This is a genomic window from Methanomassiliicoccus sp. (assembly GCA_012719175.1).
Taxonomy (GTDB): Archaea; Thermoplasmatota; Thermoplasmata; order Methanomassiliicoccales; family Methanomassiliicoccaceae; genus UBA6.
Genome location: JAAYAX010000015.1, coordinates 1 through 19,903, shown reverse-complemented (window position 1 = coordinate 19,903; position 19,903 = coordinate 1). Strand labels below are relative to the sequence as shown.

General features: G+C 58.9%; 21 protein-coding genes. 7 read left to right on the top strand and 14 right to left on the bottom strand.

Going from position 1 to position 19,903, the window contains the following annotated elements; translation table 11 throughout:
- Nucleotides 1-37: 37 nt before the first annotated feature.
- Entirely contained in the window at nucleotides 38-400 is a 363-nt protein-coding gene (locus GXX95_11560; GenBank protein ID NLT38769.1) for a dinitrogenase iron-molybdenum cofactor biosynthesis protein, read from the top strand.
- 64 nt (nucleotides 401-464) lie between these two features.
- On the opposite strand, the gene GXX95_11555 is transcribed toward GXX95_11560, so the two are convergent.
- On the bottom strand, nucleotides 465-818 hold the full coding sequence (locus GXX95_11555; protein NLT38768.1) for a hypothetical protein: 354 nt from the start codon (nucleotides 816-818) through the stop codon (nucleotides 465-467).
- A gap of 154 nt (nucleotides 819-972) precedes the next feature.
- Nucleotides 973-1,737 (bottom strand): winged helix-turn-helix transcriptional regulator, encoded by a 765-nt coding sequence (locus tag GXX95_11550; GenBank protein ID NLT38767.1) that lies wholly within the window; start codon nucleotides 1,735-1,737, stop codon nucleotides 973-975.
- An 86-nt stretch (nucleotides 1,738-1,823) separates the two neighbouring features.
- On the opposite strand from GXX95_11550, the gene GXX95_11545 reads away from it, so the two are divergent.
- The gene (locus GXX95_11545) at nucleotides 1,824-2,234 is read left to right on the top strand and encodes a hypothetical protein (GenBank protein NLT38766.1); all 411 of its coding nucleotides are present in this window, start codon (nucleotides 1,824-1,826) and stop codon (nucleotides 2,232-2,234) included.
- An 84-nt stretch (nucleotides 2,235-2,318) separates the two neighbouring features.
- Here GXX95_11545 and GXX95_11540 read toward each other — a convergent pair whose 3' ends face one another.
- The 4 genes from GXX95_11540 to GXX95_11525 form a co-directional block, all read right to left on the bottom strand.
- A complete protein-coding gene (locus GXX95_11540; GenBank protein NLT38765.1) occupies nucleotides 2,319-2,960 on the bottom strand; it encodes a TetR/AcrR family transcriptional regulator in 642 nt (213 codons plus the stop codon).
- A gap of 65 nt (nucleotides 2,961-3,025) precedes the next feature.
- The gene (locus GXX95_11535) at nucleotides 3,026-3,622 is read right to left on the bottom strand and encodes a DUF998 domain-containing protein (protein ID NLT38764.1); all 597 of its coding nucleotides are present in this window, start codon (nucleotides 3,620-3,622) and stop codon (nucleotides 3,026-3,028) included.
- A gap of 110 nt (nucleotides 3,623-3,732) precedes the next feature.
- Nucleotides 3,733-5,382: a hypothetical protein gene (locus tag GXX95_11530; GenBank protein ID NLT38763.1), complete on the bottom strand. Its 1,650-nt coding sequence runs from the start codon at nucleotides 5,380-5,382 to the stop codon at nucleotides 3,733-3,735.
- 40 nt (nucleotides 5,383-5,422) lie between these two features.
- Nucleotides 5,423-6,952 (bottom strand): carboxypeptidase M32, encoded by a 1,530-nt coding sequence (locus tag GXX95_11525; protein NLT38762.1) that lies wholly within the window; start codon nucleotides 6,950-6,952, stop codon nucleotides 5,423-5,425.
- A gap of 214 nt (nucleotides 6,953-7,166) precedes the next feature.
- Here GXX95_11525 and GXX95_11520 point away from each other — a divergent pair, with 214 nt between their 5' ends.
- A complete protein-coding gene (locus GXX95_11520; GenBank protein ID NLT38761.1) occupies nucleotides 7,167-7,571 on the top strand; it encodes a hypothetical protein in 405 nt (134 codons plus the stop codon).
- Between the two features lie 103 nt (nucleotides 7,572-7,674).
- Here GXX95_11520 and GXX95_11515 read toward each other — a convergent pair whose 3' ends face one another.
- From GXX95_11515 to GXX95_11490, 6 genes are all read right to left on the bottom strand, one after another.
- Nucleotides 7,675-8,493: an alpha/beta fold hydrolase gene (locus GXX95_11515; GenBank protein NLT38760.1), complete on the bottom strand. Its 819-nt coding sequence runs from the start codon at nucleotides 8,491-8,493 to the stop codon at nucleotides 7,675-7,677.
- Between the two features lie 42 nt (nucleotides 8,494-8,535).
- On the bottom strand, nucleotides 8,536-10,188 hold the full coding sequence (locus GXX95_11510; protein NLT38759.1) for an AMP-binding protein: 1,653 nt from the start codon (nucleotides 10,186-10,188) through the stop codon (nucleotides 8,536-8,538).
- 9 nt (nucleotides 10,189-10,197) lie between these two features.
- Complete coding sequence (locus GXX95_11505; protein NLT38758.1) at nucleotides 10,198-10,761, bottom strand: cupin domain-containing protein; 564 nt, start codon at nucleotides 10,759-10,761, stop codon at nucleotides 10,198-10,200.
- Between the two features lie 121 nt (nucleotides 10,762-10,882).
- Nucleotides 10,883-12,286, bottom strand: coding sequence for a ketoisovalerate oxidoreductase (locus GXX95_11500; GenBank protein ID NLT38757.1), 1,404 nt, complete (start codon nucleotides 12,284-12,286; stop codon nucleotides 10,883-10,885).
- Complete coding sequence (locus tag GXX95_11495; GenBank protein ID NLT38756.1) at nucleotides 12,283-13,338, bottom strand: 3-methyl-2-oxobutanoate dehydrogenase subunit VorB; 1,056 nt, start codon at nucleotides 13,336-13,338, stop codon at nucleotides 12,283-12,285. The genes GXX95_11500 and GXX95_11495 overlap by 4 nt, the downstream gene beginning before the upstream one ends.
- A complete protein-coding gene (locus GXX95_11490; GenBank protein ID NLT38755.1) occupies nucleotides 13,335-13,577 on the bottom strand; it encodes a ferredoxin family protein in 243 nt (80 codons plus the stop codon). Before GXX95_11490 ends, GXX95_11495 begins: the two co-directional genes overlap by 4 nt.
- A gap of 100 nt (nucleotides 13,578-13,677) precedes the next feature.
- On the opposite strand from GXX95_11490, the gene GXX95_11485 reads away from it, so the two are divergent.
- The gene (locus GXX95_11485; GenBank protein NLT38754.1) at nucleotides 13,678-14,247 is read left to right on the top strand and encodes a flavin reductase family protein; all 570 of its coding nucleotides are present in this window, start codon (nucleotides 13,678-13,680) and stop codon (nucleotides 14,245-14,247) included.
- Between the two features lie 131 nt (nucleotides 14,248-14,378).
- Here the strand turns inward: GXX95_11485 and GXX95_11480 are convergent, their stop codons facing one another.
- The gene (locus GXX95_11480; protein ID NLT38753.1) at nucleotides 14,379-14,597 is read right to left on the bottom strand and encodes a hypothetical protein; all 219 of its coding nucleotides are present in this window, start codon (nucleotides 14,595-14,597) and stop codon (nucleotides 14,379-14,381) included.
- 79 nt (nucleotides 14,598-14,676) lie between these two features.
- Between GXX95_11480 and GXX95_11475 the strand changes: the two genes are divergently transcribed.
- A complete protein-coding gene (locus GXX95_11475; GenBank protein ID NLT38752.1) occupies nucleotides 14,677-14,859 on the top strand; it encodes a hypothetical protein in 183 nt (60 codons plus the stop codon).
- A 45-nt stretch (nucleotides 14,860-14,904) separates the two neighbouring features.
- A complete protein-coding gene (gene msrB / locus GXX95_11470; protein NLT38751.1) occupies nucleotides 14,905-15,306 on the top strand; it encodes a peptide-methionine (R)-S-oxide reductase MsrB in 402 nt (133 codons plus the stop codon).
- Here the strand turns inward: msrB and GXX95_11465 are convergent.
- Nucleotides 15,294-16,028: an MtnX-like HAD-IB family phosphatase gene (locus GXX95_11465; GenBank protein ID NLT38750.1), complete on the bottom strand. Its 735-nt coding sequence runs from the start codon at nucleotides 16,026-16,028 to the stop codon at nucleotides 15,294-15,296. The two genes, msrB and GXX95_11465, sit on opposite strands and share 13 nt — an antisense overlap.
- A 290-nt stretch (nucleotides 16,029-16,318) precedes the next feature.
- Here GXX95_11465 and GXX95_11460 point away from each other — a divergent pair.
- Nucleotides 16,319-19,903: PAS domain S-box protein (locus tag GXX95_11460; GenBank protein NLT38749.1), on the top strand; the 3,585-nt coding region annotated here is incomplete at its 3' end.

Sequence of the window (19,903 nt, the reverse complement as noted above, 5' to 3'; positions counted from 1 at the left end):
CTGCAGCAGGCCACTCTCATCGGGATGAGGTGAATCGATGATCATTGTAGCCATACCGACGCAGGGGAATAAGGGTCTGGAAGATAGGCTGTTCGAGCACTTTGGGAAGGCGCCCACCTACACCATCGCCAACCTGGAGAGCGGGCACCTCACGGTGATCGACAACACCAGCGATCACATGGGTGGGAGGCTCACACCCCCGGAACTGCTGAAGGGGATCGGAGCGGACACAATAATCGTCCACCATCTGGGCTCCAAGGCCGCGGTGCAGTGCCAGGAGCTAGGCATCAGGGTGCTGTCCGGTGCCGAAGGAAGCGTTCGCAACGTTCTCGAGCAGCTCCGTGAAGGCTCCCTGAAGGCGGCCTCGCTCGAGACCATAGGCATCCAGAACGACGGCTAGGCCGCTTGCCGTCACGCTTGTCACTTCCGGCGCTCGCTGGGAATACCCGTGCCCGATCGAGAGATCACTGTTTGGCCTTCGCGGTCCCCGGGCTTTCCAGGCACCCAGTGTAGCTCGCTCCCTTGGTCTCGATCAGCTTTCCCGATAGACATTTCTGTATCGCCTCAGAGATGTTGCCGGAGCAGCCTGCATGGACGACAACATTTCCCGCCTCGAGCGCTCGAGCCGCGGCCGGACCGATGTTGCCAGTAACAAGAATAGTGATCTTCTCCTTCAGGAGGATCTTGGCAGCCTCCTCCCCCGCTGCCGACCCGAGGCCTTTGGCGCTGTTCTTCACGACCGAGAGATTTTCGGGGCTTCCCTCAGCTATTACGAAGTAAGGAGCTCCAGCCAACGAGTTGGATATCCTATCCTCCAACGTCCTGCCCTCCGATGCGAACGCAATCCTGCAAGGTCCTCCTTCACTTCCCTTCGATTTCCCGCCCATTCCGCTCACCTTTACCCCGTTAATAACTCCATGTGAGGTTATGAAACTTTTCTGTCACGAAGGAGGTAGGGACGAACGAACGCCCTCATTCATCGTTCGCCAAGAGATCAGTGTCCTTAGTTTGCGGACCCAGCCGGGAGGCGAGGTCCTCGACGCCCTGCAGGGCCATGCGCCCGCGGGTCGTGATGTAATAGAGGTGCCTGCGGCGGTCCGCCCTGACATAACCGGCCTCCATGAGGGCACGGAGGTGGAACTGGAGATGCCCGGTGCGCAGGCTCACCGACCTCCCCAGATCGGTCAGGCTGCGCTCACCGGAACGCAACACCCTAAGCACCTTGACCCTCCAGGCGTTGGCCAGGGGGGCCAGCACCTCCTCCGCGTGCTCCGGAGCGACCTCTGACGATGATACCGGCGGGAGAACTTCCGCGCTAAGATGTCCCAAACGGTTCGTGATGTTCTGATGGATGGAAAGGATGACCTTGACCCGATGTAGCGTCTCCACTGCGTCCTTGGAGCAGGCGCCGTCCGTGCAGGGGGAGCACTCGCCGGAGACCATCCTCTCCAGCTCATCGATCATCCCCTCAGCACCCTGGACATCACCAGCCATGAACCTGTCCGCGGCCGACTCCACGGTCTCGCTCAGCGAGGAGAAGCACCGGTTCTTGTTCTGGCATGCTGAGGAGCTGCGGAGCTGTGTCGCTTCATCGCGGAAGGATCTCCTGCCTTCCTCACCCAAAGCTAGCCTTAACTGCTCTATGAAGACGCTCCTGATGTCCTCATACCTTATGCTTAGCATGTGGTCGCCTAGCGTGTCCACCTCGCTCCTCAGGGAGCGGATCTCTTGTATCATCTGCTCTTCGGTCATGTCACTTGAATAGAAAAGTATTATTTCAGAATATTAAAGTATTGTGACGTCATTCAAGCGACGGTGAAAAAATGGTAGCATTACCCGAGGAAGTCTTCGGTCTGATGAACGAGCAGACCGCGGCCAAGGTATTGGGAACAGCAGCAGCAAACGGGGACGTTCATCTCATCAACGTCGGTGGGGCTGGGGCCATTAACCCTGAGACCGTGTTCATCGGCGAGATCTTCATGAAGAAGACCAGCGAGAACCTGAGCCTGGCGAAGGAGAAGGGCTCGAAAGTGTCCGTCCTGGTGTCCAAGGGCTTCAAGTCCTACGAGGTAAAGGCGTCGGTCGCGGACCACCTGACCTCGGGACCTATCTTCGACCAGATGTCTGAGGCCTTCAAGAAGATGAAGTTCGAGCTCAAGGGCTTGTGGCTTCTCAAGGTCGAAGAGGTGTGGAACGAGAGCCCCACCTACGACGCCGGCCAGAAGATGGTGTGAGAGCACCGAACTTTTTTTCTATTTTTTCCGGCGGAGGCCGGTTTTCCTTATTTCCCCATGTAAGGCCATATGCCTAGGGGGAACTCAGTCCAGCGCAGGAACGGTGGTCTTGTAGGAGGGGTTCAACATCTTTTTTCCGTGAGCTACCCAGGCCTTCTTGATCTCAGTGAGGTCCTTTCCTTCCATCACCCCGGCGACCTTCTCCACCAGAGAGGCCACCAGCTCCTCGTTGACCTTCTCCACATCCTTGACCTCATCTATGATGCTCAGAGATACCATCTGTGCGAGATAGGCCTTGACGGCGAAGTTGACGTTGCGGGAGGTACGCCTCACGATCTCCATAAGCGTCCTGTCCTTGGTAGCCTGGAGTAGGAGGTTGAGGTGTATCTCGGGCCCGAAGGGCATGAGCCCGTCAAGGCAGGCGTCGAACATCTGGCCGATATGGGCGTCGAGGTCACCGCTAATGATGGTGCGAAGCCTCTCCTCCATCTTCCTGTGGCCTACGCGGAAGGCGGCTATCAACAGCTCCTCCTTGGTATCGTAGTGGGACCTCAGCTCGGCCACGGTTGCCCCCGAGGCCTTGGCGACTTGGGCCATGGTGACCTGTGAGAACCCTTTCTCTACGAACAAGGTCATGGCGGTCTGCAGGAACTTGGACGGTTGAACTTTCTTCTTGGCCCCCGGCATGTCACCGCTAATGGTAGGGCTTGATTTAAACATGGTCATGAACGACGGAGCCCTGCCTTCTCCATCGCCACCTTGCGGTTAGGCAAGATGTTGGAAGGCACCGCTCAAGTCGTCCTGGACGTGCTCATGAGCATGCTCCCGTAGGCGAACAACCAAATCATGGGCGGGTAGGCGATCATTCGCTCAAGGCCCCCATGTCCGATGAGCCCGAACAGGTCGATCAACCCTGCATCGCTGATGAACATCGCCACCAAGAAGATCAATCCCACGGTCCCGGTCACGACGGCAATGGCCTTAAACGGTCCTTCCACCTCCCGCATGGTGGCCAGAGGTAGAAGGTTGAAGAACAGGAAGGCCAAGAGGGCGAAAAGCCCGTGCAGCCCCGAGGGATCGTTCAAGGAGATCACCCCTGCGCCGATGGCACCTGCCCCAGCGAGAACATACAGGAGGAGCCGTCCCATTCTCCCGTCGTCACGGTATAAGAAGTAGCCTCCGATGATGCTCAAAGCCCCGACGGCCACCAGGGTCACGGTGAAAAGGGTGGCGGTCTCGTCTATGATGCCCAGGTCGCTTATGGCGTTGTCCCGCACGGAATATCCAGGGGCGATGCTCTCCCCCCACATCAGTGCGGTCAGGAAGAGCGATGGCAGGAGGAAGAGCGTCAGTCCGGCGATGGTGCGGCCTCTCATCGTTCTCACCATAGGGAAATAGAAATATTTGAAAAATATGAAAAGCTGGAGGCCGGGAAGAGAGACCTGTTCTCGTCCCTGGCCGAACGTGTCCGGGCCCTTTTCCTGAGATTAGGATATTTTTACTGTTGCATCTTCTCGGCGACGGCCTCCTTGAAGGCCTCCTCCCCGTCAACCGTGCGGATGCGCTTGGGCTTCAGCTGACCGAGGGCCCGACCCTCACGGGCCCGTTGGTCTATCTCCCTCTGCACGACGGAGTATGCCGCGGCCTTTGTGATCATAAGGTCCAGGCGTCCCAGCTCGATCCCGATCTCCAGCGTGTGATGGGGGTCGTCGCATTCCTTGAGCAGGTGGTCCAGCACGTCCTTCTTGAACCGCTCGACATCGGTAACGTCCTTCTCCGGAATAATAAGGAAGCAAAGCCGCCCGGGATTCCCTTTTATGTTGTACAGCTCCCACCATCTGATGTTGAGGGACCGCGGCATGGCCTCGTGAATGTTGTGAGAATAGATCTTGTTCCCCAGGAAGCAACCCATCTCGTCCTCGACCTCGAAATCGAGCACGTCCACAGAGCGGCCCAGGACCTTTATGAGGGGAAGGACCGTTGTCCTCCCGTCGTCACCCAGGGATATCCTGTGGGCTGGATCGATGACCTCCACCATGTCGCCCGTGGGATAGCGGATAAGGGGTAGGCATTCCCCGGGTCGGGTGACCAGGAGCTCGCCGCGCATTCCCTTTTGCCACTCGGTCCAGGGAGTGCCTTTCACATTGGTGCCGTCCTGCTTGGCATTGGCCACCTCCACTGGATCGGCCAGCTCAGGGATGACCGCGTTGAGGAACAGGCTCAATCCCTTGCTGCCTAGGTCCAACTGGGCCGCGAGGACAGGATTTTCCGTGCTTCCCAGGACATCAACGAACCGAGCTTCGGGCATACTGTTCCGATAATCGGTGTAGTAACCGGTGATGGGCTCCGCGTAAGTGATGGCGATATGGGTCTTGGCGAGCATCGTTCCCAGCCTCTTCGGGTTCACGTTCGCTATGTACAGGCGGGCGACCAAGGACGCGACGAATGATGGCAGGTGCTTATCCCTTCTGAGCTTCTCCTTGACAGTGCTCTGAAGGAAGTCCGGCTCCTTGACGGACCGGGAGATGAAGTACAGGACCAGGGCTGCGCTGGCCACAACATCTATGCGATCAAGCCGGGATGCCCTCCGCATCGCAGGCATGAGATCCGATTCCCGAGTGAGCAGTGTATGGAGAACATCGAGGCCCAGCAGCTCGCTGGTCTCCTCCAGTAGGGCACCGGACACGTTGGGCCGGGCCCCTCCCAGGTTCCACCCCTTATAGGACCTGCCCAGCCCTACGGTCCGGCAGATGATCCCAAAGTCCGTGGCGATGCGCAGCGCATCACTATTGCTGTAGTACATACGTTTGGGGTTCCCGGTGCTACCAGATGTTTGGAAGACATGGTCCGGGCTCTGGAGAAGACACCTTTCCTGGCTCAGCTTCTCAATGGCCTCCTCAATATACTGATACGATGTCAACGGCAGGCTGGATAGGTCCTGCAGGAAGGAGATCTCCCTGATCCTCCCCTCATATATCGCTGACCTCGCCGCTGAGGAGGTTATGCTTCTAAGCATATCCTGATGCCGCGATACCATCGCTTCCCGGGATATCTGCAGGGTGGTGTCGATACGCTCCTCAACACAAGCCGGCCCCTGCTCGTTCATCACAAGGGGGATGGTGGAGGGGTTATTAATCATACCTATCATGATTACGATAGTTCAACGGTCAGGAGCACGGAAGCTACCCTCATCCGTAGACGCTGTCCACCTTCGTCTTGAGATAGTCCAAGAACGGCTTGATGCTCAAACTTTCCCCGGTCACGACCTTGATGAGGTCGGCGGGATCGTACAGGTTGCCCCGTGAGTGGACGTTCTCCGCCAGCCAGCCACCGACCGGAGAGAAGCGTCCCTTGGCCACCTCATCCCTCCAGTCCGGGACATCCTTATCCAGCTTCCTAAGGAACATCCCCCCGTAAAGGTTCCCCAACGCATAGCTGGGGAAATACCCGAAGCTGCCCCCGGCCCAGTGGGTGTCCTGCATGACCCCCTCAGAGTCGTTGTCCACATCAACACCCAGGTATTGGGAGTACTTCTCGTTCCAGGCCTGCGGCAGCTCATCGACCCGGAGCTTTCCGGTGAACACATCCCTTTCCAGTTCGAAGCGCGCAATGATGTGGAGGCCGTAGGTGACCTCATCGGCCTCGATACGTATCTTGGACGGCCCGGCCATGTTGACCGCACGGACGAAGTCTTCCAGCTCGACATCGGCGAGCACCTTACCGGTGGCCTTCTTTAGCTTCGGAAGCATGAACGAGAGGAACTCCGGACTCCTTCCCACCATGTTCTCCACGAAGCGGCTCTGGGATTCATGGACGCCGTAGCTGGCGGCGCTGCCTATGGGCTGGAACATCCACTCGGCCGGAAGGTCATGCTCGTAGAGGGCATGCCCTCCCTCGTGGAGCACGCTGAACAAGCTTGACTTGAAATTGTCCTCGTGATAATGGGTCGTGATCCGCACATCGGTGTAGTACCCGTTGGAGAACGGGTGCTCGGTCTCGTCCAGCCTCCCCCAGGCCTCGGGCCCCGAGGTCCTGTACCCGATGAAACCCATCGCCACCTCGGAGATCCTGCGCTGGGCGGAGACGGGGACCTTCCTGTTAAGCATGGAGGTGTCCGGCCGTTCCGAGGCATTGACCTTCTTCATGATCTTGATGAGACCGTCCCGCATCCCCTTGAAGACCTTGCTTATGCTGTCGGCGGTCATGCCAGGCTCGTACATGTCGAGGAGGGCGTCGTACGGGGTCTTGGTCCCCTTGACCTCCATGAGGATGGCCGCGGCCTTCTCCTTGAGCTCGATGTTCTTCAGGAGATGGTCACGGAACTGGGAGAAGTCCTTGGCGGCCTTGGCCCTCTTCCACGCGCCCACGGACAAGATCTGCTGCTTGGACATATCCGCGACCAGCCGGTCGGGGAGCTTGGACTCCTCGTCGTGGTACTTGCGCATCAGGTGCACGTTCCGCCTCTGCTCCTCGGTCATGTCGGCCAGCCCCTTCTCCTTCTCCAGTATGGAGAGGCTCCGACCGATCTGGGGATCGACGAGCATCTTGTGGCTCATCAGCCCCAGGAGGGAGAGCTGCTCGCTGCGCAGCTCCAGGCCCGATGGGGGCATCTTGGTCTCCATGTCCCAGTAAACGATATCCCCCGCAGTGCGGAGAACGATCATTTCCTTGTACCTGGCGAGCAGCTTATGATATTCCTTGAGAAGTTTGGATGCCATCGTGATCGGCCAAAATATGTCCTGGAAGCTTATACAATTGTTCCTAGCTTCACGAAGGGAGTGCCGTGCCTATTGGCCGATGAGAACCCTGATATTTTTTCTAGCATTTTAGAAATGTTTATGGCAACCTCGACACATGTCTTTTTGCCCCCCGGGGCAGGAGCGTGAAGACATATTCGAACATGGAGTAGTCAGGTATCGATGGTTGAGGCTCATGTACTCCCTGACGATCATCTTCGCGGGAATCATAGGCCTCTTAATGGTGGTGTCCCCCAGTACAGCCAATTCCTTGATGTCGATTCCGACGGAGAACCCAATGATCTTTGGTTTGGCGGGAAGCCTATGGCTAGCTATAGGCCTTCTGTCTGTTCTGGGGCTCAGGTCCCCCCTGAAGTTCGTGCCCGTGCTCCTCTTGGAGCTTATCTACAAGACGGTCTGGATCGTGTTCGTGGTCCTTCCAGCGGTCGTCAACAATAGTTATTCCAGCTGGACAACGCCCACCGTGATCCTGTTCCTGGCCTTCATCGTGGGAGATATCATAGCGATCCCGTTCTGGACCCTGTTCGAGAAAGAGGAGATAGGGACCAAGCGCAAGCCGGAGCCGACCAAGGCTCTGTAGGATGTGCAGGGATGGGTGATCACGCCTCCACACATCCACGCACCGAGGAGGTAGATCATCCAGCATTTTTTTGTCCTCGAGCATCACGTTCTGCCGAACAGACTCAGACGAGCCTCTCGTTCACGTTTCCCATGTGCTCCGCCATGGGGTGCTTGGCCAGGAAGTCCAGCACCAGGGGCACGTATCCTGAAGGTGGCAGGAAGTGGCCTGCTCCCTCGATGACCTCGAACTCCGAGTTGGCTATGCCTGCAGCGACCTTCGCGCCGAAGTTGATGGGGACCATGATGTCCTCCTCCCCGTGGATGACCAGCGTGGGGACCTTGATCTTGTGAAGGCGCTCGTGACTGTCGAAAGCGTCCAGGGCCCTCTTCTGTCGGGTGAAGCCGTTGAGCACGTTTATGCTGCACTCCTCGCCCAGCTCGCATACCGAAACCTTACCGCGGAAGAAGGTCTCGGTGGAACACCACGTCTGCATCATCGTCTGGAAGGTGTCCATGCTCGCACCCTCGCGGACGGAGTGTATCATGGCGTCGATGGCGAAGCGCGCCCGGTCCGGTTCCCGGACATAGGTGGACATGAGGATGAGGTTGGCGACCTTCTGGGGGTGCCTGAAGGTCAGCTCCTGGGCGATGTTCCCTCCCATGGACCATCCCAGCACGTGGGCCCGTTCTATGTCCAGGGCGTCAAGCAGCGCAGCGGCATCATCTGCCATGGTCTCGACGGTGAAGGGAGCTTCCGGAGCCTCGGTCTGTCCGCTCCCCCGGTTGTCGAAGGTTATGACCTTGTAGGAATCGTCCAGTAGGGGGATGGCCTTCTTCCAGTTGTAGAGATCGCCGCTGAACCCGGTGATGAGCAACAGGGGCTCGCCCTCACCCTGGACATGGTAGTGGATGATGGCATCCCCCGCCTTGATCTTGGGCATTCGACCGCCTCGAACTCCAAGGAACTATTTACGGGTTGCTCATCAGGCGTCCGGCCACCGCTGTGCTGAATCCTCCCGGAGCTTGTACTTCATGATCTTCCCTGAGGCGGTGAGCGGGTAGGAGTCGACGAAGGCTACGAACTTGGGCATCTTGTACCATGATATCTTCCCGCGGCAGAAGTCCTGGACGTCCTCGGGGGTCAACTGTGCTCCCTTCTTGAGGATTATGTATGCGCCGACCTGCTCGCCGTACTTCTTGCTGGGCACGCCCACCACCTGCACGTCCTGCACACCCGGCATGTGATGGATGTAGTCCTCGACCTCCTTGGGGTAGACGTTCTCCCCGCCCCGGATGATCATGTCCTTGAGGCGGCCGGTGATGGCGAGGTACCCGTCCTTGTCCATCTTGCCGATGTCCCCGGAGTGTAGCCACCCGTCCTTGTCAATGGCCTTGGCGGTCTCCGCGGGCATGTTGTAGTAGCCCTTCATCACGTTGTAGCCCCGACAGCACACCTCTCCGTGCTCATCCACCACGCACTCCCGTCCCGTCTCGGGGTTGAAGAGCTTGACCTCCACACCCGGCAGGGCCTGACCCACCGTGGAGCACTTCTTCTCCAGGGACGGCTCGTCGTAGCGGGTCTGGGTCATCCCGGGCGAGGATTCGGTGAGACCGAACACGATGGTGACCTCGGTCATGTTCATCCTCTCCACGCACTCCTCCATGCTCTTGGAGGGGCAGGGGGAGCCGGCCATGATCCCGGTACGCAGGGTGGAGAAGTCGAACTTGTCGAAGAGAGGATGCTCTAAGATGGCGATGAACATCGTGGGCACGCCGTAGAGAGCTGTGCATCGCTCCTTCTCCACCGCCGTCATCACGTTGACAGCCTCATACTTCTCCAGTATGACCATGCACGCCCCCGAGTTCAGAGAGGCCATCACGCCCAGGACACAGCCGAAGCAATGGAACAGCGGAACCGGGAGACATATTCGGTCAGCGGGGGTGTAGTTCATGTTGGTCGCGATCCAGTACCCGTTGTTGCCGATGTTGTGGTGGGTGAGCATCACTCCTTTGGGGAACCCCGTGGTGCCGGACGTGTATTGCATGTTGACCACATCATAGCAGGACAGGTTGGCCTGCCTCTCTTTGTACTCCTCGTCCGAGGTCTGCACGGCCATGGCCATGACCTCGTTCATCGAGTACAGGCCGCGATGCTTCTCCGGCCCCAGGAACAGCACCCGCCTCAGATGCGGGAACCGCTCCGAGCGCAGCTTGTCACGTGGATGGGTCTTCAGCTCCGGAATGAGCTCGTAGAGCGTGGCCAGGTAGTCAGTGTCCCGGTACCCGTCGATGATGAAGATGTTCTCCGTCTCCGACTGCTTCAGAATGTACTCGATCTCGGAGATCTTGTAATTTATATTGATGGTCAGCAAGATGGCACCGATGCGCGCGGTGGCGAACTGCAGCGTGACCCAGTGTGGGACGTTCGTAGCCCACACCGCCACCTTCTCGCCCCTCTTCACTCCCAATGCCATTAGGCCTTTGGCCACCCTGTCGATGGTGTCCGAGAACTGCCTCCACGTCTCCCTATAGTCGCGGTCGGCATAGACTATGGCCTCGTTGTCGGGGCACTTCGCCACGGTCTCGTCCAGAAGCTGTCCCAACGTGGCCTCTCTAGTGATCTCCTCTCTAACCATGGGAATCCCTCAGGCCGGTGTGTACACGACCGCATAGATGGTGGCGGGGGTGTTCCCTACTGCACTTACGACGTGCGGGACCACGGAATTGTAGTACATGGAATCCCCGGCCTGGAGGAGGTACTTTTCCTTACCGTAGGTGAGCTCTATGTCCCCGGACACGACGATGATGAACTCCTCCCCTTCATGGGAGGCAATAGCGTTCTCCTCGGAAGGATCGATGATGATGAACAACGGCTCCATGTGGCGGTCGGTCTTGCCCTTCCCCAACGGAAAATAATGGTAGTTGCCGGGCCCCGCCCCGTGATGGGGGGTGGTCTCTTCCAGACGGTCCTCCATTCTTACGATCAGGGGATCGGGAAGGAACTGGTCGTCCATGAACGTCCCCAGTCTTTGACCCAGAGCACGAGAGAGCTTCACCAGCACGCTGAGCGCCGGATACACGATCCCATTCTCTACGTTGTTAACTAGTTCGACGTCTATGCCGGCATTCTTGGCCAGGTCCTCAGGGGTGAGTCCCAGCCGCTCGCGGTAGGTCTTGATACGGGTTCCCAGTTTATGAGAGTTTAACATGCTATCCTCCGGGGGCGTGGTCTGCCAGAGAGGCCAGGTCACGTCCGGACCGCGGCCGCTGGTCTCCCGGCAAATCCGCACAATCGGTAATATATCTTATCACCGGTTGCCGCCGCTTCCCTCACCGCGTGAGGTTCTCCCTCGCCCAGTCCCGGGCGGAGGCGTACACTTTGCGGTTGACCTCCACCAGCTTGGGTCTGGCCGAGAAGCTATCGGCCAGGGAACCAAGGACATCTTCCTCGGGTATATCTATCAGGCCCAGCTCCATCATGGCGCCGAGGAGGGCGGTGTTGGCTGCCTTGGGGACCCCCTGGTCCGCGGCTATGCTCATGGCGGGGAAGGCATGGACGGTGACACCTTCGGGCGGCTTGACCTCTGCGGGTATGGATGCCTCGTACAACACTGTCCCACCGGGGGCCACCGTGGGCAAGAATCGCTCCAGGGAGGGCTGGTTCATGCATACGAGCACGTCAGGGGTCTCCACTGCCGGAGACCCTATCTCCTGCCCCCCCATGACCACGGAGCAGGAGGCCGCCCCTCCGCGCTGCTCCGGGCCGTAGCTGGGGAACCAGGAGACATACCGGCCGGCCCTGCCCGCGGCCTCGGCGACCACCAGGCCTAGGCTGAGCACGCCCTGCCCTCCGAACCCGGAGAACTTGAAGCGCCTCTCCCGGAAGCTGGGGTCTGGCCGCGGCTCCACGCCCCCATCGGTGCCGCCCAGGACCGTCCGCAGGTCCGCTATCTCGATCTCCTGCGGCTTGATGGGTTCATCGGCGCTGCGGTCCTTGAAACAGCCTAAGGGAAACACCTTCTCCATCTCCTGGGTCACGTAGTCGGCGGCCTTGAGGGCGTCCATGCGCCAGTTGGTAGGACACGGGGAGAGGAACTCCACGAAGGCGTAGCCCTTCCCGTCACGCTGTATCTCCAGCGCTTTCCTCACAGCCTTCTTCGCCTGCATGATGCGCTTGGTGTCCGCCACCGACACCCTCTCGACGTACACGGGGGCGTCCAGCTGCGCGAACACCTCGCATACCCTTAGGGGAGCGCCGGTCTTGGCGATGTCCCTGCCGTAGGGGGAGGTGGTGGTCTTCTGACCGGGCATGGTGGTGGGCGCCATCTGCCCTCCGGTCATGGCGAAGATGGTGTTGTTGACGAAGAAGCATGCGAACTTTTCGCCGCGGTTCGCGGCCTGAAAGGCGTTGTTGAACCCTATGGCGCCCAGGTCCCCATCGCCCTGGTAGGCGATGACGACCTTTTCCGGCAGCACTCGCGACAGTCCGGTGGCGACGGCCGAAGCCCGCCCGTGGGGGCCGGCCACGTTCCCACAGTCGAAGTAATAGTAGCAGAAGGCTGCGCACCCTACCGGGGAGACGAACACGGTACGGTCCTGGATGCCCAGGTCGGCCATGGCCTCCGCGATGAGCTTATGTATGATGCCGTGCCCGCAACCTGCGCAGAACGTGGTCGTCCTGCTGCCGTCCTTGCGATCGAAAGTCTCGTAGAATCCTCGGGATCGCTTTATCATGCCTTCACCCCCATTTTTTCCCGGGCGGCCTTGACGACCTCCTCCACACGGACGAGGTTCCCACCCATGCGGTTCACCAGGAACACCTCCGACCGGCTCCTGCGGTCAAGGTGCAGAAGAACATCGTCCCGATACTGGCCGTTGCTCATCTCCACCACCAGGACGGTGCGGTCCCCCACCGCGGCGTTGAGCTGCTCCACCGGGAACGGGGAGAGGGTCACCGGGCGGAAGAGCCCAGCCTTTATACCCTCGGAGCGGAGGCGGTCGACCGCCGAGCGAGCTATGCGGGAGGAGGAGCCGTAGCCGGTTAGGACGATCTCAGCATCCTCCACAAGGTACTCCTCCGCCCTCGCCTCGACCTTCATGCGGGCGTACTTCTCCTGCAACCTGAGGTTGTGCTGCTCGTGGCGGTCCGGGTCCAGGTATATGGAGGTGATGAGGTTGGGCCGCGTGTCGGCGTCCCCGTGTACCGCCCAGGACGAGGTCTCTGGACGAGGAAAGGTGCTCTCCGGAAGCTTCAGGGACTCCATCATCTGTCCCAGGACCGCGTCCGCCAGCACCACCACGGGGGTCCGGTAACGGAACGACAGCTCGAAGGCCTTCATGGTAAGATCGCACATCTCCTGCACCGAGCCCGGCGCCAGGACTATGGTCTTGTAGTTGCCGTGACCGCCGCCCTTGACCGCCTGATTATAATCTCCCTGCTCCGGTCCGATGTTGCCCAGCCCGGGACCGGTGCGCATGACGTTCACGATGACCGCGGGGAGCTGGGCCCCCGCGAGGTAGGAGATCCCTTCCTGCATCAGGCTGATCCCCGGCCCTGATGAGGCGGTCATGGCCAGCTTGCCCGCGCTGGCCGCGCCGAAGATCATGTTGATGGAGCCGGTCTCGCACTCCGCCTGCAGGTATTCCTTGCCCGTTCGCGGGAACAGCTCCGCCGCACCGTGGGCTATCTCGCTGGCCGGAGTGATGGGGTACCCGAAATACACATCACAGCCGGCGTAAAGGGCTCCGATGACCACGGCCTCGTTGCCTTTGACGAACTTCCTCATCGCTTTCCCTCCTTATCCGCTGTATGCACCTCTATCGCATAGAACTCGGGACAATTGTAGAAGCAGATGGCGCAGCCTGTGCAGCCCTCCCCGATATACTCGGCGGGAACGAAACCTCGGCGGTTCATGTGGTCTGCTGGTCTGAGCACCTTTTTGGGACAGGCGGCGATGCAGCGCCCGCACCCCTTGCATTCATCCTCGATGATGACCGGTCGAGGGAGGTCATTGGCAGCGGCCATGTTATCGGCTCGAAAACGTACGACCGTACTTAAACTCTCGGCAAAACTCTGAGGGGCAAAAGGGAGATGTACGGCGGGAACACATCTGAGAGTGGATACCATGACCAAGAAAGAGCTCGGCATGATAATGCCCCCGTTCGCTCTGCCAGTGTGCATTGCGGGAGCCAACATAGAAGGAAGGCCCAACTACTGCACTATAGCCTGGTTCACCATGATCGATGACATCCCCCCCGTGATCGGGCTGGTGATGGCCAAGGAGAGGAAGACCAAGGACGGAATACTTGAGAACCTCACCTTCAGCGTCAATATACCCAGCGCGTCAATGGCCGCGGTCACCGACTACGTGGGCATAACCTCGGGACGCGAGGCCGACAAGTCTGAAGTGTTCGAGAGCTTCTACGGGAAGCTCGAGACCGCTCCCATGATCGAGGAGTGCCCCCTGACCATGGAGTGCGAGCTTCTCAAGATCATCGAGTTCGAGACCACGGACATGATACTAGGGAAGATCGTGGGAGTGTACGCGGAGGAAGGAGTGTTCAGCGAGAACTCTCCCGACGCCGGCAGGCTGGACCCCTTGATGTACCTTTCCGTAGGCTCCACCTATCACCGCTTGGGAGAGATGGTGGCCGAGGCTTTCAAGGTCGGGAAGACCTATCGCCCGGGGACCTGAGGGTTATCTTGCCCTCATCCCCATTTTTAATTGGAGCACCAGCAGCTCGTGGAAGCTATGGGCACCATAGTTAAAGGGACAGGAAATAAAAGATGGAAGAGGCCACGATCGGCCTCTCTATGGAAAAATGATCACAGGTTGTTCCGAGCAAGATAGTAGGCCACGGCGTTGTTGTTCTTGCGCTTCTTGGCCACGCCCATCTTCTCCAGCTCTGCCAAGGCGTTCATGCATTGGGCCTTAGGCAGCTTGGACATAGAGGTCGCCTTCTCCGCACTGACAGCCTTGTCCTCGGATATTATCCCGCCATTCTTCATGGAATTGAACAGTTTCTCGACTTGAGAGGATACCATGAGGCTGTGAAAAATCGTCAGACTAAAATATATTTCGGTACGTCTGACCTGACATGAGAGTGGAGCATCGGCGCATGCCTTGAACCGGTACAGCGCATCCGTGATCTTCGGCGGGTCCCAGCTTCGTCAAGGAGATACGGTCGAGGTTGTATCCGAGGACGCCTCCTCTATCGTTCTAATAATTGATATCGAGGGTAACGACCATGAAGTGAAAGACGATGCTGGGAGAGGAGCCTCAGGAGTACAGGAGGACCAGAGCTGACCTTTTAATAGTACACTAATCTCTAAAGAGAGTGGAAGAGGATCCATGACATCAGTCGCGAGGGTGGTCAAATCTGAGGAGGAATGGAAGAGGCTGCTGGGACCGGAACGGTACAGGATTCTACGTCAGGATGGGACCGAGCCCGCGTTCCATAACCAGTACTGGAACAACCATGAGCCGGGGACCTATGTCTGTGGGGGCTGCGGCAACCCCCTGTTCTCGTCGGACGACAAGTTCGACTCCGGTACAGGATGGCCGAGCTTCATCGCTCCCATCGACAAGAACGCGGTAACAGAGCGGTCCGACCGCAGCTACGGAATGGTCCGGACGGCGGTGGAATGCGCTCGCTGCGGAGGACATCTCGGCCACGTGTTCGACGACGGCCCCCGCCCCACCGGAAAGCGCTACTGCATGAACTCCGGTGCCATGGACTTTCATCCCCGCTGACGCGGAGGCCCGGAGAAAAGTACCTCGACCACCTCGCGCAGGTCAGTGAACGTCAGGTGGTCCCTGCCCATCCTGTTCAGGTGGAGGTCCAGCACCGAGCCGCGGACCGCGAAGGCCATATCCGCGGCCATGGCCGCCCACAGGTCGGAGGTGCCATCGCCGATGTACGCCACCCGCTTGCCGGCAGCATGCTCTTTGAGCACGTTGTCCTCCTTGAAATTATGCGCCTGGCTAAACAGCTTGGGAGGGAATTGGAACCTCACTCCCTTCCCGGTGTCCACGACCTCGGGGGCCACCAGCTCCACCCTGTCCCTCCATCCGAAGGGCTCCAGGAAATGCCGGATGTAGAAGTCCATCCCTGCACTGGTTATGCGGAAGGTGACGCTGTTGAAAAGGCACTTCTCCACTAGTTCCTCGAAACCGGGACGGGGTATGACCACTCTATCCAGTTCCACCAGCATCTCGTCCCTGGACAGGGCGATCATGTCGAACTGCATGCTCATGCACTCCTCTAGGGTGATGATCCCCTCGGCTACGGACCTCTCGAGGGCCTTCCAATCTCCCCTGGCATGACGCTCCAGAATGTATTCCGCGGTGTCGATGAGGGAGATGGTCCCGTCGAAGTCGCACAGCACGGTGAGGTCGTCACCGTCTCCAGCCCCCCTCATCCCAGCATCACCATGCATGCCTTGGCGGTCCCTATGCATCATATCCATGCCCATCAGATCCCATCTCAATATTTTCTGTGGCGGTCATCCCTCGACACTTTTTTACCCACTGGCTTAGATATCAGCCTGGGGGCTGATACCATGCCAGCGCACATAAGGATATGCCCCTTCCTACCGCTATACCCCCGGGAATAGCGTCGTTTACCGAGGGCGGAGACCCCGCCTCCGACATGCCCAAAACATGATGGCCTGGGGCGAGGGTTTATGTCCCGAAATGTTGCTGGGGGGCGACGGTATTGATGGGATTCCCCGATTCCCGATCGGGGCCTAGGAGGATGCACATAATGGTCAATATGAACAATGACCGGCCCTTGACGGGATCAGAGGCCGACCAGCATTTAATTGGAGATCACATAGCCCTAATCTACGAGACCCCAGAGGAGCGGCTCTCGGCGGTCACACCGTTGATACGCGTAGGTCTGGAGAAGGGTGAGATCTGCTTATATATCTCCAACGAGGAGGACGACACCGACATGGTGGAGGCGCTGAAGGCCGAGAACATCGATGTGGACAAGGCCATCGGCAACGGAGGGCTGATCCTCACTCACAAGAAGGAGATGTACTTCAAGCGGGGATACTTCGACCCCGATTGGACCATGAAGGTCATCGGCAACGTGGCCGAGCTCGCCAAGTCCTACGGGTTCACGGCCATGCGGATCATATCCGACATGACATGGACCCAGGAGAAGGTGGCCGGTGTGGAGAAGTGGCCGGAATATGAGGCCAAATTGAACGTGTTCAATCCTGGCATATCCCTGAGGATCATCTGCCAGTACGATCGGAGGATATTCTCTCCGTCCTCTCTGATAGTCGCCTTGCATGCCCACCCCCGGGTGGTCTCTGAGGGCTCGATAAACAACAACATGTTCTACGTACCCACGGACAGACTGCTCCGTGACGACTACTCGGAGCTGGAGCTGGAACGGATGCTCGATAGCATCCGCCTCCACAACAGTGCCGAATCGGACATCCAGAACCGAGACCAGGCGATAGATGAGATACGCCGACGTCTGAGCGAGGAGAACGCGGCCCGGAAGTCCGCAGAGGAGGAACTGGACAAGCAGCAGATAAGGTTCAACGATCTCTCGGAGCGGTCCTCGGACTGGTCCTGGGAGATGGACGAGAACGGGGCCTACACTTGGTCCTCGGCGAGGGTCAAGGAATTACTGGGCCTACTGCCCGAGGACGTTGTGGGCCGCTCCCCCCTGGACCTCATAACCAAGGAAAGCGCGGAGCACATCTCCAACATTCTCACCAAGACCATGGCGGCGCACGTACCCATTACCGCCTTGGAGAAGCAGGCCAAGCATCCAGATGGCCGCACTGTCTACCTCGAGATGAACGGCATGCCCCACTTCGGCAGGGACGGCAAGTTCCTGGGATACCGGGGCATAGACCGTGACATCACAGGTCGGATCACCGCCAAGCAGGCCATCGAGGAGAGCCACAAACGGGTGGAGGAATCGTTGGCCAAGGTGCAGGAGAGGGACAGCCGTATCGAGTCGCTGGAGGTGGCCATATCTCAGCTCAAGGCCCAGCAGGCGGAGCGGGACACCGCGACCCAGTCCATAAAGGAATCACTGAGGTCAAGCCAGGCAGAGCTGACCAAGACCTCTGAGGAGCTCGGCGGGCTGCGCGATGCCCTGCAAATGCGGGAAGAGGAGCTTACGGAGGCCCGGGCCGCGGCCGAGGCCAAACAGGCCGAGCTCGAGGAGCAGAAGGCCAGCCTGACCCTGATCCGGCAGAACCTGGAGGACAAGGATGCTGAACTGATCACCACCCAGAGCGCTCTCTCCGAGGTACAGAAGGCGCTGCAGGGGAAAGAAGGGGAGCTGTTAACACTGGCCGCGAGCTTCAAGTCCCAAACCTTGGAGCTGGGCGGGGTAAGGGAATCCCTCTCCGGAGTAGAGGAGGCCGTGGCGCAGAAGGCCGAGGAGCTCATAACGCTGCATCAGCAGGTGGAGAAGCTCAACGCCGATCTGCAGAAGGCCAACGAGTCCCTGGCCTCTAGAGATGAAGAGCTGAAACAGGTCACGGACCTGCACCTGAAAGCGAAAGAGGACCTGGACCTCAGGACCAAGGACCTGACCCAGACTACCGAAGAGCTGGAATCGAAGTCTACCAGCCTCACCGAGGCCCTCGCTGCCGTAAAGGCGCTCAAGAGCGAGCTTTCCTCCAAGGAGGATGAGGCTGCAGGGCTGTCCGACGAAATGGAGCGGAAGCAGGACGAGCTGGATTGCGCGTGCGAAGAGAATGCGCGGATCAAGGAACAGCTGGAGGAAAAGAGCGCGCTCGCAGCAGACCTCAGTGCTCAACTGGAAGCATCCAAAGCGGAAGTGGTCACCCTAACGGAGGAGCGGCAGACGCTCCAAGATGCCAAGGGGAGGCTGGAGGGCGAGAACTCTCAACTAATATGGGCCAAGGAGCAGCTGGACGACCTCGCCCGGGTCAAGGACCGGGAGATCGAGGAGCTGCGGGCCCAGGCGGAGCGCGAGGAAGAGGAGCGGAAGCTCAAGGAGGAGCAGCTGGTCTCGGCTCTCACAGAGGTCGATGGCCATAAGGGCAGACTGGGGGAGCTGATGAAACAAAGGACACAGCTCACCTCGGACCAGAACGTCAACGAGACCATCATCTTCGGCCTCCGCGAGGCACTATCGCAGAGAGAATCATGGCTGGCAGCATCTAAGGCAGAGGGCGAGGGCTTGGCAACCAAGGCTAGTGCGGCCGTGGCTGAGAAGAACGCCCTGGTCCAGGACCTGAACCGCGCCCAGAGCCAGGTGTTCGTGCTGACCCGTGAACTGGAGCAGAGGGGATCGGACCTGACCCTGGAAAGGGACCAACATCAGCTGAACAAGGAGGAGCTGGAGCTGCGAATAAAGGAACTGGAAGAGGTCCGTACCGAACACCAGCTCGTAAAGGAAGAACTCGACAAGATGGTCCAGGACCTTGCACAGGAGAAGGACCAGCACCAGATAACCGCTCAAGAGCGGGATGAGAAGGAACAGGCGCTCACCACGACCACCGAGGAGCTAGAGGCTGCCCGGTCGGAGCTAGCCCAGATCAGGGAGCTTCAGCAGCGTTCCACAGAAGAATTGGAAAGGAAGAACAGCGAGCTGGAGAGCGTCAGTGGGGAACTGTCAGCTGTCAAGGAAGAGTTTACCCAGCTCACGGTAAGGCAGAACGCTACGTCAGAGGACCTCGAGAACAAGATGAAGGAACTGGCCGCCGTCACAGGTGAGGCTGAAGGTTTAAAGGCGGAGTTATCTCAGCTCCAGGAGAGGAACCAGCTATCCAATGGTGAACTGGAGGCCAAGGGCGTGGAGCTCGTAGCCACTGTGACCACGCTAAATGAGGTGAGGACAGAACTGGCCCAGGTGCTGGAAGAGAAGTCCAGGACCACTGAGGACCTGGAGCACCGGAACCAGGAGCTGGAGTCAATAAGAAGCGACCTCGAGACGACGAGGTCGGACCTCGAACAGCTCAAGGAACAGCATCTAACATCCACCGAGGAGCTGGACTCCACAAAGAACGAATTGGCCCAGCTCAAGGAACAGCATCTAACATCCACCGAGGAGCTGGACTCCACAAAGATCGAGCTTGCTCAGATAAAAGAACAGTACCTCAGCACAAGGGAAGAGCTGGATTCCACAAAGAACGAGCTTGCTCAGCTGAATGAGAAGTACCAGTCAACGACCGAGGAGCTAAGTTCCACAAAGAACGAGCTTGCTCAGCTGAATGAGAAGTACCAGTCAACGACAGAAGAACTGGACACTACAAAGAACGAGCTAACGCAGCTCAAGGAACAGCACATTGCAGCCACTGGAGAACTGGACACTACAAAGAACGAGCTAACGCAGCTCAAGGAACAG

Coding starts and splice junctions, on each gene's coding strand:
- GXX95_11525 (NLT38762.1), bottom strand. CDS start 6,952: ATGGCATCCAAACTTCTCAAGGAATATCATAAGCTGCTCGCCAGGTAC.
- GXX95_11480 (NLT38753.1), bottom strand. CDS start 14,597: ATGGTATCCTCTCAAGTCGAGAAACTGTTCAATTCCATGAAGAATGGC.
- GXX95_11550 (NLT38767.1), bottom strand. CDS start 1,737: ATGATACAAGAGATCCGCTCCCTGAGGAGCGAGGTGGACACGCTAGGC.
- GXX95_11485 (NLT38754.1), top strand. CDS start 13,678: ATGACCAAGAAAGAGCTCGGCATGATAATGCCCCCGTTCGCTCTGCCA.
- GXX95_11505 (NLT38758.1), bottom strand. CDS start 10,761: ATGTTAAACTCTCATAAACTGGGAACCCGTATCAAGACCTACCGCGAG.
- GXX95_11520 (NLT38761.1), top strand. CDS start 7,167: ATGTACTCCCTGACGATCATCTTCGCGGGAATCATAGGCCTCTTAATG.
- GXX95_11535 (NLT38764.1), bottom strand. CDS start 3,622: ATGGTGAGAACGATGAGAGGCCGCACCATCGCCGGACTGACGCTCTTC.
- GXX95_11510 (NLT38759.1), bottom strand. CDS start 10,188: ATGGTTAGAGAGGAGATCACTAGAGAGGCCACGTTGGGACAGCTTCTG.
- GXX95_11490 (NLT38755.1), bottom strand. CDS start 13,577: ATGGCCGCTGCCAATGACCTCCCTCGACCGGTCATCATCGAGGATGAA.
- GXX95_11495 (NLT38756.1), bottom strand. CDS start 13,338: ATGAGGAAGTTCGTCAAAGGCAACGAGGCCGTGGTCATCGGAGCCCTT.
- GXX95_11560 (NLT38769.1), top strand. CDS start 38: ATGATCATTGTAGCCATACCGACGCAGGGGAATAAGGGTCTGGAAGAT.
- msrB (NLT38751.1), top strand. CDS start 14,905: ATGACATCAGTCGCGAGGGTGGTCAAATCTGAGGAGGAATGGAAGAGG.
- GXX95_11530 (NLT38763.1), bottom strand. CDS start 5,382: ATGATAGGTATGATTAATAACCCCTCCACCATCCCCCTTGTGATGAAC.
- GXX95_11540 (NLT38765.1), bottom strand. CDS start 2,960: ATGACCATGTTTAAATCAAGCCCTACCATTAGCGGTGACATGCCGGGG.
- GXX95_11465 (NLT38750.1), bottom strand. CDS start 16,028: ATGGGCATGGATATGATGCATAGGGACCGCCAAGGCATGCATGGTGAT.
- GXX95_11545 (NLT38766.1), top strand. CDS start 1,824: ATGGTAGCATTACCCGAGGAAGTCTTCGGTCTGATGAACGAGCAGACC.
- GXX95_11500 (NLT38757.1), bottom strand. CDS start 12,286: ATGATAAAGCGATCCCGAGGATTCTACGAGACTTTCGATCGCAAGGAC.
- GXX95_11515 (NLT38760.1), bottom strand. CDS start 8,493: ATGCCCAAGATCAAGGCGGGGGATGCCATCATCCACTACCATGTCCAG.